This window comes from Monashia sp. HAY1-2A (genome assembly GCF_056755315.1).
On record NZ_JBNDHY010000037.1, the window covers coordinates 1 to 16558 of the forward strand.

Below are 16558 nucleotides of genomic sequence, written 5' to 3' on the forward strand. Positions count from 1 at the left end.
TCCGTCGTCGGCAGCGTCAGATGTGTATAAGAGACAGACCTGGTCGGTCGCGGCCCCTCGCGCGCGGACGGCGCCCCGGCCGACCCGACCCGCGGGGTCCTGTGCCGGGGCAGCACCCCGGCTCAGGCGGCGCGACGCCGTGCGACGACACCGGCGAGGGCACGCCAGCCCAGCAGGAACACCGCGAGCACGACCGAGGCGACGACGACGAAGCTCGGGGCGGTACCCGCGCCGGTGAGGTGGCGCAGCAGGATGCCGAACAGCACGGTCGCGAACCAGACCGTGACGCCCGGGCCCAGGTCCACGGGCCAGCGGTGGCGAAGGACCCGGACGACGAGCCAGCCCACCCAGCAGCCCACCAGGAACGGCCATGCGGTCGCGAGCGTGCCGACGACCGAGCCGGCCTCGGCGTGGCTCGCCCGACCGATCGCGGCGAAGACGACGACGAGGGCGATGTCGAGCGCGAGGGCGACGACGGGGCGACGCAGGCCCGTCCCGCGCGGCGAGGAACGGGCGGCACCTCGCCCATCGGCGCGGGTCCCGGTCGGCCGGCTCATGCCGGCGCGTCGAAGGGCAGCTTGGCCTGGGGCGGGGCGTGCGTCGGGTCGACTCCCTCGAACAGCGAGCTGATCGAACGGCCGTGGTGGATCCGGCTGATGGCCTCGGCGAAGAGCGCCGAGACGGAGCGGACGGTCAGCTCGGGCCAGCCGTGCGGCGGGGGCACGGTGTCGGTCGTGACGACCTCGGTGACGAAGGGGTGTCCCCGCAGCCGTTCGACGGCCTTGCCCGCGAACAGCCCGTGCGTGCAGACGATGGCCGCCTCGGTGGCGCCGGCGTCCTTGAGTCGGTCGAGCAGCTCGAGCATCGACCCGCCCGTGGCGATCTCGTCGTCGAGGATGATGGCGCGCCGTCCGGACACGTCGCCGACGATGGAGTCGATGACGACGCGGTCGTCGGCGACCCGCTGCTTCGAGCCGGCGGCGACGGGCAGGCCGAGCAGCCGCGAGAACTGCGTGGCCACCTTGGCGTTGCCGAGGTCGGGACTCACGACGATCGAGTCGGTGAGGTCGGTTTCGCGGAAGTGGTCGGCCAGGACGCCGATGGCCGTGAGGTGGTCGACCGGTGTGGAGAAGAAGCCGTGGACCTGCGGGGCGTGCAGGGCCATCGTCAGGACGCGGTGGGCGCCGGCCGTCGAGATCATGTCGGCGACGAGACGCCCCCCGAGCGAGATGCGGGGGGCGTCCTTCTTGTCCGAGCGCGCGTACGCGTAGTGCGGCATGACAGCCGTGATCTGGGCGGCCGAAGCGCCCCGGGCCGCGTCGATCATGAGGAGCAGCTCCATGAGGTGCTCCTGGGTCGGCGGCACGAGCGGCTGGACGATGTACACGTCGCGCCGGCGACAGTTGGCCAGCAGCTGGGCCTGCAGGCAGTCGTTGCTGAACCGCTTGAGGTCCACGGGGGAACGGGTCACCCCGAGGTGGCCGCAGATCCGGTCGGCGAGCGCCGGATGAGCCGAGCCGCTGAACACGACGACATCGTTCACTTCGAGTCATCCCTCTCGAGGTCCGCGTGCCACGCAGACTAGCCGACCCGCCGCGCGGTGTCGCGGCGCCGAACTCACGGCTGCGTGGGGCACCATGAGCAGGTGTCCAGCGAACCCGGTCAGCAGCAGACGGCCGCGGAGCCGTCTGCGCCGGAGGAGGAGCGCCACCCCGCGCGCGCCGTCGCGACGTCCGCCGCCTCCACCCAGCCGACGGACCCCACCCGTCCGACAGTCCCAGCCCACTCGGACGCCGGTGACGCCGGTGACGCCGGTGACGCAGGTGACGCGGACACTGAGGCACAGCTGCTCGACCCCGCGGTCCCGCCCCCCGCGCCGGCCGCCGACGTCGAGGTCGTCGAGCCCCCGATCCCGGTTCGCGTCCGCCGCCCCGCCGACGTCGTGCGCCTCGTCGTCGTCGTGCTGCTGCTCGTCCTCGGACTCGTCCTGGCCGACATCGCGTCCGGTACGCGCGGCGCCGTCGAGCAGGACCTCACCGACGCCACGAGCGGCCTCCCGCGCGTCCTGCTGACGTTGCTGGCCTGGATGAGCGGCATCGGCGTCCTGCTCCTGCCCATCGGGGTGGGCATCGACCTCGTCGTGCGCCGGCGCGGGCTCCAGCTCATCCAGGCGCTCGGGGCCGCCGTCGTCGCGGGAGTGCTCGTCATCGTCCTCGCGGTGCTCGTGCAGACCGGCAACGGCGGCTTCCTCACCGACGTGCTCACCCGCCCGACGACGACCGGACACACCGGGCCGCTCGACATCGTCGTCGTGTCGACCGTGTCGCTGCTCACCGTCGCGGACATCTCCGGGCGCAAGTGGATCTGGCCGGCCGCGGTCACCGTCGTCATCGCGACCCTCGTCACCACCCTGCTGTCGGGGGCCATGACGCTCGCGGCGCTCACCGCCTCCCTGCTCATCGGCTGGCTCGTCGGGCTCGCCTTCCGGCTCGCCTTCGGCGTCACGACGACGCGGGCGCCGGGCCGTGAGGTGGCCGACGTCCTCGTCGCCACCGGGCTGCGACTGCGGCGGCTCGAGCTCGTCGACGCCAACGACGCCGGGGACCGGCGCTACACGGCGACGGCGGACGACGCCGACGCCTCGGGCGCCGACGCGACGGACGCCGGCGCCTCGGGCGCCGGCACGTCCACTCGCACCCTCGACGTCCACGTCGTCGACCGCGACACGTTCGGCCTCGCCTCGGGCCGGCGCTTCCTCCGGGTCCTGCGACTGCGCAGCGGGTTCACGCGCGCACCGGCGCTGACGCTGCGCTCGGAGATCGAGCACCGCACGCTCATGGGCCTGATCCTCGACGACCTCGGCATCCGGGCGCCGCGGCCGGTGTCGGTGGCCGAGGTGGGTGCCTTCTCGGCCGTCATCGCCTACGACCAGCCCGAGGGCACGCCGATCACCGAGGTTGGCCCCGCGCTCACCGACACCCAGCTGGCGGCGGTCTTCCGGCTGTCCGAGACGCTGCACCGCCGCCGCGTCGCCCACCGCGCCCTGAGCCCGCAGAACGTCCTCGTCGACGGCGACCGGGTCGCCCTCGCCCGGCTCGGCAGCGGTGACGTCGCCGCCGACGACATCAGCCTGCGCATCGACCTCGCCCAGCTGCTGACGACGGTCGCGCTCGCCGTCGGGGCCGAGCGGACGGTCAGGGCCGCGATCGAGACGCTCGGCGAGGACGCCGTGCTGCGGGCCGTGCCGCTGCTGCAGGCCGTCGCCCTGACGCCGGACACCAGGGAGGCGCTCCGCGAGCGCCGCGGCGTCCTGAAGGACCTGCGTGGCAGGCTCGTCGAGCTGCGCCCGTCCATCGAGCACGTCGAGCCGGTCCAGCTGCGACGCGTCTCCGCGCGGGCCGTCGTCACCGTCATCGGTGGCGTCGTCGCCGCCTACTTCATCCTGACCCAGCTGGCCCAGGTCGACCTCTCGACGGTCTTCCGCCAGGCCGACTGGCGCTGGGTCGTGGGTCTGGTCGTCTTCGCGGCCGCGACGTTCGCCGGCGCCTCGGTCGCGCTGGCCGGCGCCTCGCCGATCCACCTGCGTTTCGTGCGCACGTACATGACCCAGCTCGCCGTGGCGTTCAGCGGCCTCGTGGCGCCGGCGGCGGTGGGCAACATCGCGCTCAACACCCGCTACCTGCAGACGTCGGGCCTGACGCCGACCCTCGCGGGGGCCAGCGTCGGTGTCGCCCAGGTGGCCCAGTTCTGCTCGTACTTCGTGCTGCTCGTCATCTCCGGCGTCCTCGCGGGTACCGGGCCCTCGGTCTCGTTCAGCCCGTCGCCGGTGCTCGTCGCGGGGATCCTCGCGGTCGTCATCGCGGTGCTCGGACTGCTCGCCGTCCCGCGCATCCGGGCGCTGCTCACCGAACGCGTCATGCCGCACGTGCGCTCGGCCCTGCCGCAGGTGCTCGAGACCTTCCAGCACCCGCAGCGTTTGCTCCAGCTGCTCGGTGGCGCGCTCCTGCTCGACACCTCGTTCGTCGCCGCGCTCGTCTGCGCCACGCGCGCCCTGGGGGAGCAGCCCGCCGTCGCCTCGGTGGCGGTCGTCTACTTCGCCGGCGCCATCATCGGCTCCGCCGTGCCGACGCCCGGTGGCCTGGGCGGCATCGAGGCGGCGATGTCGGCCGGCCTCATCGCCGTCGGCGTCCCGAGCGGCGCGGCGGTCTCGGCCGTCATCCTGTACCGGCTCGCGACCTACTGGCTTCCCATCCCGTTCGGCTGGGGGGCCCTGAACCGACTCCAGAAGGTCGGGGCGATCTAGCCTCGCGTCACGAGCGCTGCGCTGGCGGGCCGCCCGTGCGGTCGCCGGCGCCGAGGCGTCCGCGGCCGCGCTGCCCCGGCCCGTTAGGGTCGGGCCATGACGGTGCGTCGGATCATGGGACTCGAGACCGAGTACGGCATCTCGGTGCCCGGCGACCCGCTCGCCAACCCGATGTTCCTGTCGGGGCAGGTCGTCAGCGTCTACGCCGCCGCGCAGGGCATCCGCTCCAACCAGTCGAGCTGGGACTACGCCTTCGAGGACCCCCTGCGCGACGCGCGCGGCTGGCAGCTGGACCGGCAGACCGCCGATCCGAGCCAGCTCACCGACGTCGAGGACCCGACGCTGGCCAACGTCGTGCTGACCAACGGCGCGCGCTACTACGTCGACCACGCGCACCCGGAGTACAGCTCGCCGGAGGTGACGCGACCGCGCGACGCGGTGACGTGGGACCGGGCCGGTGACGCCGTGGCGCTGGAGTCGGTCCGGCTGCTTGCCTCACGCCCGGGGCAGGCGCCGGTCAACCTCTACAAGAACAACGCCGACGGCAAGGGCCAGTCCTACGGCACGCACGAGAACTACCTCATGCCGCGTCGGACGCCGTTCGCCGACATCGTGCGCCACCTCATCCCGTTCTTCGTCACGCGCCAGGTCGTCTGCGGCGCCGGGCGCGTCGGGCTCGGGGTCGACAGCAGGGGAGCGGGCTACCAGATCTCCCAGCGCGCGGACTTCTTCGAGACCGAGGTCGGCCTCGAGACGACGCTCAAGCGCCCGATCATCAACACCCGCGACGAGCCGCACGCGGTCGCCGACCGGTACCGCCGGCTCCACGTCATCATCGGCGACGCCACCCACCTCGACGTCGCGACGCTGCTCAAGATGGGGACCACCTCGCTCGTCCTCGGCATGATCGAGGACGGCCACCTCACGCAGGACTGGTCCGTGCGGCGACCGGTGGCAGCCCTGCAGACCGTGTCGCACGACCCCGGCCTCACCGCCAAGGTCGAGCTCGTCGACGGCCGGACCGTCACCGCCCTCGACGTGCAGTGGATGTACCTCGAGGCCGCCCGGGCCTGGCTCGACGGCCGCGGCGACGACCCCGAGCCCGACGCCACGGCGGAGGTCATGACCCTGTGGGAGGACGTCCTGACGCGCCTCGGCAGCGACGTGTGGTCGGCGGCCCCGATGGTCGACTGGGTGGCCAAGCTGCGCCTCCTCGAGGGCTACCGCGCGCGGGACGGCCTCGGATGGGACGACCACCGGCTGGCGGCCATCGACATCCAGTGGGCCGACGTCCGCCCCGAGAAGGGCCTCGTGCACCGCCTGCGCGACCGCGGCAGCACCCGCGAGCTCGTGACGCCCGAGCAGGTGCGCGCCGCCCGGACGACGCCACCGGAGGACACCCGCGCCTGGTTCCGCGGTGAGTGCGTGCGCCGGTTCACCCCCCACGTGTTCTCCGCGAGCTGGGACTCCGTCGTCTTCGACGTGCCCGGTCACGCGAGCCTGCAGCGCGTGCCGATCCTCGACCCGGAGCGCGGCACCCGGGCCCAGGTCGGCAGGCTGCTCGAGGAGAGCGAGGACGTCGCGGCGCTGCTCCGCGGCCTCGCTGCCCCCGAGTAGCCGGGCGAGCAGACCCCTCCGGCATCGCGTTCGGGCCGGTCGAAGCCGGTCGGTGACCGTTCGGTGACCGGGTGGTGACCGGTCGGTGCTCCGAACGGCGGGGCCCACGCGTTAGGGTCGTGGTGAGCGAATGAGCCCCCCGGACTGCCGGGGGCTCACCAACTTCCAGGAGGTCGTCATGTCGGGACAGGAGCACGCCAAGCCACAGCGTCGCGAGGACGAGCCGCCGGAGGCCCCCGAGACCCCGCCAGCAGCCCCGGCGGGCGCCGCGGTCAAGGAGGGTCTCGACGACGACATCGACAACGTCCTCGACGAGATCGACGGCGTCCTCGAGTCGAACGCCGAGGAGTTCGTCCGCGGCTTCGTCCAGAAGGGCGGCCAGTGACGCAACCCGCGCCGGGGCGTCCTCGCCGGCTCGACGACGCCTACCTCGCGGCCGGGTCCTCGTCCTTCACCGAGTTCGTCTCCACGTTCCGTCCCGAGCTGCTCCCGTCCGGTCGCAACCTGCCCGCCGGCACGAGCATCGAGGCTCCGCACGGCACGACGATCGTCGCGCTGCTCTTCGAGGGCGGCGTCGTCATGGCCGGTGACCGTCGCGCGACGATGGGCAACTTCATCGCGAACCGCGACATGGAGAAGGTCTTCGCCGCGGACGAGTTCAGCGTCGTCGGCATCGCCGGTACCGCCGGTGTCGCCGTCGAGCTCGTCCGCCTCTACCAGGTCGAGCTCGAGCACTACGAGAAGATCGAGGGCACGGTCATGTCCCTGGAGGGCAAGGCCAACCGCCTCGCCTCGATGATCCGGGGCAACCTCGGCCTGGCCATGCAGGGCCTGACCGTCGTGCCGGTCTACGCCGGCTACGACCTCGTGGCGGGCGTCGGGCGCATCTTCTCCTACGACGTCACGGGCGGCTGCTACCCCGAGGCCGGGCACCACTCGACCGGCTCCGGCTCGGTGTTCGCCCGCGGCGCCCTGAAGAAGCTGTGGCGACCCGGCATCGACGAGGAGCAGGCGGTCTCCATCGCCATCGAGGCGCTCTACGACGCCGCCGACGACGACTCCGCCACCGGCGGCCCCGACCTCGGCCGGCAGATCTGGCCGTCGGTGTCGGTCGTCGACCACGCCGGCTCGCGATTCGTCGGCCAGGACGTCCTGGAGGGGCACGTGCAGCGCGTCGTCGCCGCCCGCCGCGACAACCCCGGAGGTGCGCGATGAGCATGCCGTTCTACGTGCCGCCCGAGCAGGTCATGAAGGACCGGGCCGACTTCGCGCGCAAGGGGATCGCGCGGGGGCGCTCGGTCGTGGTGCTCGGCTACGACGAGGGCATCGCCTTCGTCGCGGAGAACCCGTCCCGGGCCCTGCACAAGGTGTCGGAGATCTACGACCGCATCGCGTTCGCCGCGGTCGGCCGCTACAACGAGTTCGAGAGCCTGCGCGTGGCCGGCATCCGCTACGCCGACCTGCGCGGCTACTCCTACGACCGGGCCGACGTCACGGCGCGGGCCCTGGCCAACACCTACGCCCAGACGCTGGGCGCGGTCTTCACCCAGGAGTCCAAGCCGTTCGAGATCGAGATCGTCGTGGCCGAGGTCGGCGCCACGAGCGAGGACGACCAGGTCTTCCGGCTCACCTACGACGGCTCCGTCGCCGACGAGCAGGGCTTCGTCGTCATGGGCGGCGCGAGCGATGCGGCCGAGGAGCGCCTCGGCACGCGCTGGCGGCCGGGACTCGACCTCGGCGAGGCGCTGCGCCTTGCCGTCGACGTGCTCGCGCAGGGCGAGAACGGGGACCGACGCACCCTCGACGCCTCGCAGCTCGAGGTGGCCGTCCTCGACCGGGGCCGCCCGCGTCGGTCGTTCCGCCGGATCGTCGGGCCGCTGCTGGTCCGCCTGCTCGAGGAGGTCGGCACCGACCCCGGTGGCGGCTCCGCTGGCGACCCCGGTGGCGACTCCGGCAGCCAGCAGGGCGCCTCCGAGCCGACCGACGGCCCGGACGCCTCGGGAACCGGCCTGACGCCGACGCCGGAGGCCTGAGCGCCGCCCTGGCGTCGCGCTCGCGGTCGAAGCGGTCGACGTGCGCGACGCGCCCGACGAGACGGACGGGACGCACGACGGAGGCCGCCCACCGGACCTGGTGGGCGGCCTCCGTCGTGTCCCCGGCTACTCGCGCCGGGCGCGGGGCGTCAGCGACGCGTGCGGACGTTCCCGCGCTGGTAGTAGGAGGCCTGGTCCGAGCCGTACTGTGCCTCGCCCTCGGAGGGCGCCTCGACCTCGGCGGCCTCGGCCCGGGCGTCGCCGGACCCGGTCGCCCCGCCCTCGGCGGGCTCGGACGCGGTGCCCTCTGCGGTCTCGTCAGCCTGGTCGGCCTCGGGTGCCTCGCCGGCCTCCGCGGTCTCGGCCTCGGGAGCCTGCGCCTGTCGTGCCTCGGCGATGGCCTCCTCGGCCGGCGACGGCGTCGCCTCGACGGGGGGCTGGGCGTTGGCCGGCTTCTCGGGCGCGCCGAGGCTGTCCATGAGGGCGCCGCCACCGAGGGTGGCCAGCATCTGGCGGACGTTCGTCAGCTGGGCCGTGATGCTGTCGCGCTGGGCCGTCGCGGCCGCCAGCTCGCGGTCGGACTCCTCGCGCAGGCGCGACGCGTGGTCGCGGGCCTCCGAGACGATCTGGTCGGCCTGCGCCTGGGCGTTCTCGAGGAGGCGCTGGGCGCGCGTCCGCATCTCCTGGGCGTCGTGCTCGGCGCGCTCGGTCAGCTGGCGCAGGCGAGAGTCGCTCTCGGCGAACGCGGCCTCCTGCTGCTGGCGGCGCTGCTCGAACTCCTTCTCGGCGGCGTCCCGGCGCGCGGCGAGCTTGACCTCGAGCTCGGCGGACGCCTGTGAGGCCTTGAGCCGGTGGTTCTCGTACTCGGCCGCCGCCTCCTGACGCTGCGCGGACGCGACGCTCTGGGCCTCGGCCAGGATCGCCTGGGCCTCGCGGTTGGCCTGGGCGATGATGCGCACCGCCTCCTCGTCGGCCCGGGCGCGGGCCTGCTCGGCGTAGGTCGTCGTCGTCGACTTGAGCTCGTTGGCCGCCCTCGTCGCCCTCTCGCGGATCTCCTCGGCCTCGCTCGCAGCCCGCTCGCGGATGTCGCCGGCCTCCTGGTCGGCGAGCGTCAGGATCTGCGCGATGCGCTCACCGAGGTCGGCGAAGGTCTGCGCCGGGGTGGGGGAGCTGTTCTTCTTCAGGTCGGCCATGACGCGCGACTGCTGGCCGAGCTGCCCCCGCAGGTCGGTCAGCGCGGCGTTGAGCTTCGTCAGCTCGACGCTGCGCTCGGCGGCGTCCTTCTTGGCGGCCTGGAGAGTCCGGTTCTGCTGCTCGATGAACGAGTCGACCTCCTCCGGCTCGTAACCGCGGCGGGCGAACTTGAAGTTGGGTCTGTCGATCATTTCCGTCCAATGCAGGGAGGTGGAGGGGCGTGCCGGGGACAGGCGTCATTGTGTCAGGCGCACCTCGCTTGCTATCACACGGACGGGCGCCTGGTGAGACGGCTCGGAGAGTCGTCTCGCGACCGAGACACTCCTCGCCGCCCCGAGCGCGAGGGGGGCCCCGAGTGCCCCGAGCACCCGGAGCACCTGAAGCGCCTCGAGCGGCTCGGGTCCCGGCCGGCCCTGCGTCTCAGTGCAGCCGGACGCGGGGGTCGAGCACCGCGTAGACGATGTCGACGACGATGTTGGCGACGACCACGGCAGCAGAGGCGAACAGCACGATGCCGATGATGACCGGAAGGTCCTGCTGGTTGATCGCGTCGATCGCGGTCTTGCCCAGGCCGGGCAGCGAGAACACCGTCTCGGTGACGACGACTCCGCCGAGCAGGGCCCCGACGTCGATGCCGAACTGTGTCACCACCGGCGTCAGGGCGGCGCGCAGCGCGTGCCGGACGACGACGCGTCCCTCGCCGATCCCCTTGGAGCGCGCGGTACGCACGTAGTCCTCGCCGAGGACGTCGAGCATCGAGGCACGGGTCAGGCGGGTGTACGTCGCGGCCGACACGAGGGCCAGGGTGAGCCAGGGCAGCACCATGTGGAGGAACCACGGGCCGACCCCCTCGCTGAACGCCGCGTACCCGCCCGGGGGGAAGACGGCGACACCGCTCAGGGTGAGCCGGAAGTAGAAGAAGTAGAGCAGCAACAGCCCGAGCAGGAAGGTGGGCATGGAGTAGAAGAAGAGGCTGAAGGCCGTCAGGGACCGGTCGACGAACGACCGCGGGCGCACCGCCGACACGACCCCGTTCGTCACGCCGAGGACCAGCCAGATGACGGCTCCGCCCACGACCACGGACAGCGTGATGGGCAGGGCCGCGCCGAGGATCTCGGTGACCGGCACCTGGTGGTAGTAGTCGTACCCGAGGTCGCCGTGCAGGGCCTTCCAGATGAAGTCGGTGTACTGCTTCCACACCGGCTGGTCCAGGCCGAGGCGGTGGGAGATGAGGGCGACGGTCTCCGGTGTGGCCTGTCGGCCCGCGAGGGTGCGGGCCACGTCGTTGGGGGCGATGAAGAACAGGGCGAACACGGCCACGGTGATGAGCCACAGGACGAGCACACCGAGCGCGAGCCGGCGCACGAGGAAGCGGGTCATGGTGACCTCCTACTCGGCGGTCTCGACGACGGCGGGGGCCACCACGGCCATCAACCGGTCGGCGCGCGGGTCGAACGCGTCGCGGACGCCGTCGCCGAACAGGTTGAAGGCGAGCGTCGTGATGAGCAGCGCGACACCGGGGAAGACGACGAACCACCAGGCCGTCGTGTAGTAGTTCTGCGACTCGCTGATCATGCCGCCCCAGTCGGCCGTCGGCGGCGCCAGGCCGAGGCCGAGGAAGCTCAGCGTCGCCTCGACGACGATGACGACGGGGATGAGCAGCGACGCGTACACGATGACCGGGGCCAGGACGTTGGGCAGGATGTCGACGAACATGATCCTGCTGTCCGAGGCCCCGAGCGAGCGCGCCGCCTCGACGAACTCGCGCTCGCGCAGCGACAGCACCTGCCCGCGGACGATACGGGCCACGGACGCCCAGCTGAAGAACCCGATGACGAGTACCGTGACGAGCAGGCTCGGTCCGGTGATGGACACGAGGGCGATGGCCACGAGCAGGAACGGGATCGACAGGACCACGTCGATGAGCCGTGCGAGGAGGGTGTCGACGATCCCGCCCAGGAAGCCGGCGGCCAGGCCGATGACGACGCCGATGACGACGGTGAGGGCGGTGGCGACGACGCCGACGAGCAGCGAGATGCGGGCCCCGTAGGCGATCCGGACGAGGATGTCGCGCCCGAGGTCGTCGGTGCCGAGCCAGAAGAGGCTCGACGGGGCCGTCGGCAGGCCGTCCGCCGTCAGGCCCTGCTGGCGGTACTGCTCGTTGACCGGGTGCCCGGTGATCGTCGTCGCGAGCGGTGCGAAGACGGCCATGAGGATGATGAGCACGATGACGACGAGCGAACCCATGGCCACCTGGTCACGGCGCAGCCGTTGCCAGGCGAGCAGCCACGGGCTGCGCCCCTCGATGCTGCGCCGGGTGCCGGCCGGCGCACCGCCGGGTTCCGGGGCCAGCTCGGGCGCGACGCCCTCGCTCGACGTCGGGGTGGGAAGGATGCCGCTCACGGCTGCTCGCCTCCTCGGGTGGTCGGTGCCTGGGGCGCGGCCGGCTCGGCGGGCGCGTCGGAGGCCAGGTCCTCGCCGGCGGCGAGGGGGTGGAAGCACGCGGTGCGGTGGGTCGGCGCGTCGCCGAGGACCGGCTCGAGGGGTGGGACCGAGACCGAGCAGTCGGCCTGGGCCCGCGGACACCGCGTGTGGAACCGGCACCCGGGCGGCGGCGCCGTCGGCGACGGCAGGTCGCCGACGAGGATCGTCTGGCTGCGGCTGTCCGCGACGTCTGGGTCCGGTACCGGCAGGGCCGACAGCAGGGCTCGCGTGTAGGGGTGCCGCGCGCTCGTGAACAGCTCCTCGGTGGGAGCGATCTCGGCGACCTTGCCGAGGTACATGACGGCGACGCGGTCGCTGACGTGCCGCACGACGGACAGGTCGTGGGAGATGAACAGGTACGTCAGGCCGAAGTCGTCCTGCAGGTCGATGAGCAGGTTGATGATCTGGGCCTGGATCGACACGTCGAGGGCCGACACCGGCTCGTCGCAGATGACGAGGCGCGGTTGGAGCGCCAAGGCTCTCGCCACACCGATGCGCTGGCGCTGCCCGCCGGAGAACTCGGCCGGGAAACGGTTGTAGTGCTCGGGGTTGAGCCCGACGCGCTCCATGAGCTCCTGGACGCGGCGCTTGACGTCGCGGTCCGAGCCGATTCCGTGGATGACGAACGGGTCGCCGATGATCGAGCCGACGCGTCGCCGCGGGTTGAGCGAGCCGTACGGGTCCTGGAAGATCATCTGCACCTCGCGACGGACCGCGCGGAGGTCGCGCCGGCCGAGGTGCGTGATGTCGCGGCCGTCGAAGGTCACCGTTCCGGCGGTCACCTCGTGGAGCCGGGCGATGCAGCGGGCGAGGGTCGACTTGCCGCACCCCGTCTCGCCGACGAGGCCGAGGGTCTCGCCGGCGCGGATGTCGAGGGACACGTCGTCGACGGCGTGGACCCATGCGTCACCGCGGCGCCACAGCCCACCGGAACGGACGGGGAACGTCTTCGACACGTGCTCGACCGTCAGCAGCGGCGCGTCCGAAGAGCGTCGGGTCGGCTGGGACGTCGGGGCGACCGGGCTCGTGCTCATGCCGGCTCCTCCTCCCGGTCGGGGGACCTGCGGGTCCGGGCGCCGACGATCCCGAGGTCGGCGCCGTCCTTGGGCAGGAAGCAGGCGGACGTGTGCTGGGGGTCGTGCGCGACCGGTTCGAGCAGCGGCAGCTCGCGCCGGCACCGGTCGAAGACGTGTGGACAGCGGGGTGCGAAGGGGCACTGCACCGGGGGGTCGATGAGCGAGGGTGGGGTGCCGGCGATCGGCGTGAGCCGGCTGCGGGTGCCGCCCTGGGCCGGCAGCGAGGCCAGCAGCCCCTGCGTGTACGGGTGGTGGCCGAGGTAGAAGATGGTGCGGCGGGGAGCCCGCTCCATCGCGCGCCCCGCGTACATGACGACGACGTCGTCGGACATCTGCGCGACGACGCCGAGGTCGTGGGTGATGAGGATGATCGCCGTGCCGAACTCCTCCTGGAGCCGGCGCATGACGCCCAGCACCTGCGCCTGGACGGTGACGTCGAGCGCCGTCGTCGGCTCGTCCGCGATGAGCAGGGCCGGGTCGAGGGCCATCGCCATGGCGATCATGACGCGCTGGCGCATGCCGCCGGAGAACTGGTGCGGATAGTCGTCGAGGCGCCCGGCGGCCCCGGGGATGCCGACCAGGGCCAGCAGCTCGGCGGCCCGGGCCCGGGCGGTCGCCGTCGCGGTGTCGGGCCGATGCGCCTTGATCATCTCGACGATCTGCCAACCGACGGTGTAGTACGGGTGCAGGCTCGAGAGCGGGTCCTGGAAGATCATCCCGATCCGGGCCCCGCGGATCCGCTGGAGCGTGCGGGCGGGGGCGCCGAGCAGCTCGACGCCGTCGAACCGCGCCGACCCGGACACGTGCGCGCCGCGGGTCAGGCCCGTGATCGTCTGCGTCGCGACGCTCTTGCCCGACCCGGACTCGCCGACGATCGCGAGGGTCGTGCCCCGCTCGACGTCGAAGGACAGGTTGCGCACCGCCTCGACGACGCCGTCGGGGGTGGCGAAGGAGACCGAGAGGTCACGAACCTCGAGCAGGGCCATCGGATCGCCTTTCCGAGAGGGTCGGTCCCCGGCGTGGCGGTTCACCCCGGGGAGGGTTCCCGTGGGCCGGTCGGGCCCACGGGAACCGAGGGTGGGGGAGGTTTCCGAGGGAGCGTCGGGCCGTCAGCCACCCTGCTTGTCGGCACTGAGCCACACGTTGGTCGGGTCGTAGTTCTGCATGGCCGGCACGTAGACCCCGCCCTGGACCTGGCTCGCGTGGTAGTTGGCCTGCTTCGGGTTGGTGATGGGGAAGAACGGCGCGTCCTCCATGACCTTGTGGTCCGCCTTGGCCCACAGCGTCGCCGCGCCCTCCTCGGTCGGCGCCTCGGCCGCCTGCGTGATGAGCGCGCTCGCGCCCGGGTCCTCGTAGAGGCCGAAGTTGCTGCCGACCGGTGGGAACGAGGCCGAGCCGGAGAAGAGCGGGTTGAAGAACGACAGCGCCGCGTTGCCGTACCAGTCGGCGCCCCAGCCGGCCACCGCGAGGTCCCAGACACCGCGCTTGGCGACGGAGGGCACCTGCAGGTACTTCGTGTAGAAGTCGGCGTTCGGCGAGGGCACGCCCTGGACGGTGATGCCGGCCTTGGACAGGTCCTGCTGGGCGGTCTGGAACGTCTTGCTGCTGCCCTCCGAGGAGTTGCGGTAGAGCATCTTGAGGGTCAGCCCGTTCGGGTACCCGGCGTCGCTCAGCAGCTGCTTGGCCTTGGCCGCGTCGTACGGGTACAGGTCGAAGTTCTGCTCACCGCCGACGATGTCCGAGGGCAGCACGTGGCTCAGCGGTTCGTTGAGGTTCGGTCCACCGATGACCTGGATGATGTTCGTCCGGTTGAGCGCGTACTCGATGGCCTGGCGCACCTTGACGTTCTGCAGCGCCTTGTTCTCGTTCGGCGAGGCCGTGTTGAAGACGATGTACGGGTTGGACGACGCCGACGGCCCGATCGTCAGGTTCGGGTCCTTCTTGGCGATGAGGGCGGGCAGCTGCGAGGGCGGCGGGAAGTTGTCGAACTCCATGTCGGCGCTGGCCGTCCCGGTCTGCAGCTGCTGCTGGGTCGAGTCCTGCGTGACCGTCTCGTTGATGACGATCTTGTCGACGTAGGCCTTGCGGACCGGGTCCGTCGAGCCGTCCCACGCCGGGTTGCGGCTGAACGTGATGTTCTTCGTCGCCGAGTAGCTGTCGATCTGGTAGGGGCCGTCGGACAGGGTGTGCTGGGCCAGCTCCGGGCTAGCCGGCAGGTAGGCGTCCCACTCCTTCGGGGCGGGTGAGAAGGCCGGCAGCGTCAGCATGTCGGGGAAGTAGCTGGCCGGGCTGTTCAGGGTGAAGACGACGGTGAGGTCGTCCTTGGCCACGACGCCGGGCAGCGGCGTCTTGTCCATGTACGCGGCGAGGGCGGCCGGCGTGTGGCCGACCTTGGCGAACCCGTCGCAGAAGCTCTGGAACCCGACGAGGAGAGTCTCGTAGTCGGGCAGGCCCCCGAAGGGCTGCACCGGGTTGCACGTGCGCTTGACGCCGCGCACCATGTCGGCCGCGGTGACCTGCCGGGGCGGGGAGGTGTTCCACTTGGCGCCCGAGCGGATCTTGATCGTGTACGTCTTGCCGTCGGCGCTGATGCCGCTGCCCTGCGTCGGCATGCTCTGCGCGAGGTCGGGCACCGGCTTGGTGGTCTGTCCCTCGACGGCCGGGTAGGTGAACAGCTGTCGGCTCCACATCCGCAGGCCGAGGTAGCCGATGGAGTAGTAGCTGATGTTCGGGTCCATGTAGTCGACGTCACCGCTGCCGAGCATGTTGAGCGTTCCGCCCTTGACCGGTGTCGACGACGAGGTGGCGCCGGTCGCGGAGCCACCCGTCCCGCCGCCCGTCGTGCAGGCAGCGAGCGTGAGGCAGCCGGCGGTCACGGCCGCCGCCGCCCCCACGGGCCACGTCCTCTGTGGCATCTCGTTCTCCCTTGGTGTCGGGGTCACCGGCCGTCGGGCCGGTACGGTCGCCCGGGTCGGGGCAGCCGTCGTGGTCACGCTAGGCAGGGTGCGAACCGGCGCCGACGCGCTCGCAGGCGAAGTCACGAGATCGCAAAGTGACCGTCACACAAGGCGTCCCGGCGGTCACGGACCCGTCACGGACCCGACACGGACGGGATCTGAGCCCAGGACCGCCGCAGCGGCGGACGTATATTGGCCGTATGGGGCGACGGGTGCTTCTCGTCGAGGACGACGCCCGCGTCAGGCGGGTCCTGCGACTGGCTCTGGAGGACGAGGGTTTCACGGTGCTCGAGGCGGCCGACGGCCGGCAGTGCCTCGAGCGCCTTGCCGAGGGCGCGCCCGACGTCGTTCTGCTCGACCTCATGCTGCCGGACCGCGACGGCTTCTCGGTGTGCCGTGAGGTGCGGCGCGGCAGCGAGGTGCCGGTCATCATGGTCACGGCGCGGACCGACAGCCACGACGTCGTCGCGGGTCTCGAGTCGGGCGCCGACGACTACGTCACCAAGCCCCTCGTGGCCAAGGAGCTCGCGGCCCGGATCCGGGCCCTGCTCAGGCGGACCGAGCCGCTGCTCGGTGGTCGTGCCCCGAGGCAGATCGTCACCGGGGACCTCGTCATCGGCGTCGAGGACGGTCTCGTCACCCTCGCCGGCGAGCCGGTCGGCCTGACCCGCACGGAGTTCCGCCTCCTCGTCGAGCTGGCCCAGGCCGAGGGCCGCATCTGCAGCCGCGAGCAGCTGCTCGACCGGGTCTGGGGCTACGACTACTTCGGCGACAGCCGCATCGTCGACGTCCACATCCGGCGTCTGCGCACCAAGGTCGAGCGCGACCCCGCCAACCCCCGGCACGTCGTCACCGCACGGGGCCTGGGCTACCGGCTCGCGGGCTGAGGACGCG

At 72.2% G+C, this 16558-nt stretch carries 14 protein-coding genes; 6 read left to right on the forward strand and 8 right to left on the reverse strand.

Annotated features, from left to right (window positions below):
* Nucleotides 1-122: 122 nt before the first annotated feature.
* Together ACPYOM_RS07690 and ACPYOM_RS07695 are read right to left on the reverse strand one after the other, a co-directional pair.
* A complete protein-coding gene (locus tag ACPYOM_RS07690; RefSeq protein WP_481345511.1) occupies nucleotides 123-557 on the reverse strand; it encodes a DUF3054 domain-containing protein in 435 nt (144 codons plus the stop codon).
* Complete coding sequence (locus ACPYOM_RS07695) at nucleotides 554-1543, reverse strand: ribose-phosphate diphosphokinase (protein ID WP_481341169.1); 990 nt, start codon at nucleotides 1541-1543, stop codon at nucleotides 554-556. Before ACPYOM_RS07695 ends, ACPYOM_RS07690 begins: the two co-directional genes overlap by 4 nt.
* 102 nt (nucleotides 1544-1645) lie before the next feature.
* Here ACPYOM_RS07695 and ACPYOM_RS07700 point away from each other — a divergent pair, with 102 nt between their 5' ends.
* The 5 genes from ACPYOM_RS07700 to prcA all read left to right on the forward strand — a co-directional run bounded on the left by ACPYOM_RS07700 (nucleotide 1646) and on the right by prcA (nucleotide 7953).
* On the forward strand, nucleotides 1646-4303 hold the full coding sequence (locus tag ACPYOM_RS07700; RefSeq protein WP_481345512.1) for a lysylphosphatidylglycerol synthase domain-containing protein: 2658 nt from the start codon (nucleotides 1646-1648) through the stop codon (nucleotides 4301-4303).
* Nucleotides 4304-4399: 96 nt separating this feature from the next.
* Nucleotides 4400-5920 carry a depupylase/deamidase Dop gene (gene dop / locus ACPYOM_RS07705; RefSeq protein WP_481345513.1) on the forward strand — a complete coding sequence of 507 codons (1521 nt, stop codon included), beginning with the start codon at nucleotides 4400-4402 and terminating at the stop codon, nucleotides 5918-5920.
* A gap of 178 nt (nucleotides 5921-6098) precedes the next feature.
* Nucleotides 6099-6305, forward strand: coding sequence for a ubiquitin-like protein Pup (locus ACPYOM_RS07710; RefSeq protein ID WP_481341195.1), 207 nt, complete (start codon nucleotides 6099-6101; stop codon nucleotides 6303-6305).
* On the forward strand, nucleotides 6302-7135 hold the full coding sequence (prcB, locus tag ACPYOM_RS07715; RefSeq protein ID WP_481341172.1) for a proteasome subunit beta: 834 nt from the start codon (nucleotides 6302-6304) through the stop codon (nucleotides 7133-7135). The genes ACPYOM_RS07710 and prcB overlap by 4 nt, the downstream gene beginning before the upstream one ends.
* The gene (gene prcA / locus ACPYOM_RS07720; RefSeq protein WP_481345514.1) at nucleotides 7132-7953 is read left to right on the forward strand and encodes a proteasome subunit alpha; all 822 of its coding nucleotides are present in this window, start codon (nucleotides 7132-7134) and stop codon (nucleotides 7951-7953) included. The genes prcB and prcA overlap by 4 nt, the downstream gene beginning before the upstream one ends.
* A gap of 149 nt (nucleotides 7954-8102) precedes the next feature.
* Here the strand turns inward: prcA and ACPYOM_RS07725 are convergent, their stop codons facing one another.
* The 6 genes from ACPYOM_RS07725 to ACPYOM_RS07750 all read right to left on the reverse strand — a co-directional run bounded on the left by ACPYOM_RS07725 (nucleotide 8103) and on the right by ACPYOM_RS07750 (nucleotide 15622).
* Complete coding sequence (locus ACPYOM_RS07725; protein ID WP_481345515.1) at nucleotides 8103-9338, reverse strand: hypothetical protein; 1236 nt, start codon at nucleotides 9336-9338, stop codon at nucleotides 8103-8105.
* A gap of 229 nt (nucleotides 9339-9567) precedes the next feature.
* Nucleotides 9568-10527 carry an ABC transporter permease gene (locus ACPYOM_RS07730; protein WP_481341175.1) on the reverse strand — a complete coding sequence of 320 codons (960 nt, stop codon included), beginning with the start codon at nucleotides 10525-10527 and terminating at the stop codon, nucleotides 9568-9570.
* 9 nt (nucleotides 10528-10536) lie between these two features.
* Complete coding sequence (locus ACPYOM_RS07735) at nucleotides 10537-11550, reverse strand: ABC transporter permease (protein WP_481341176.1); 1014 nt, start codon at nucleotides 11548-11550, stop codon at nucleotides 10537-10539.
* Nucleotides 11547-12665: an ABC transporter ATP-binding protein gene (locus ACPYOM_RS07740; protein WP_481345516.1), complete on the reverse strand. Its 1119-nt coding sequence runs from the start codon at nucleotides 12663-12665 to the stop codon at nucleotides 11547-11549. Before ACPYOM_RS07740 ends, ACPYOM_RS07735 begins: the two co-directional genes overlap by 4 nt.
* Complete coding sequence (locus tag ACPYOM_RS07745; RefSeq protein ID WP_481341178.1) at nucleotides 12662-13693, reverse strand: ABC transporter ATP-binding protein; 1032 nt, start codon at nucleotides 13691-13693, stop codon at nucleotides 12662-12664. Before ACPYOM_RS07745 ends, ACPYOM_RS07740 begins: the two co-directional genes overlap by 4 nt.
* 123 nt (nucleotides 13694-13816) lie before the next feature.
* Nucleotides 13817-15622 (reverse strand): ABC transporter substrate-binding protein, encoded by a 1806-nt coding sequence (locus ACPYOM_RS07750; RefSeq protein ID WP_481345517.1) that lies wholly within the window; start codon nucleotides 15620-15622, stop codon nucleotides 13817-13819.
* Between the two features lie 242 nt (nucleotides 15623-15864).
* Between ACPYOM_RS07750 and ACPYOM_RS07755 the strand changes: the two genes are divergently transcribed.
* The gene (locus tag ACPYOM_RS07755; RefSeq protein WP_481341180.1) at nucleotides 15865-16551 is read left to right on the forward strand and encodes a response regulator; all 687 of its coding nucleotides are present in this window, start codon (nucleotides 15865-15867) and stop codon (nucleotides 16549-16551) included.
* Nucleotides 16552-16558 lie beyond the last annotated feature (7 nt).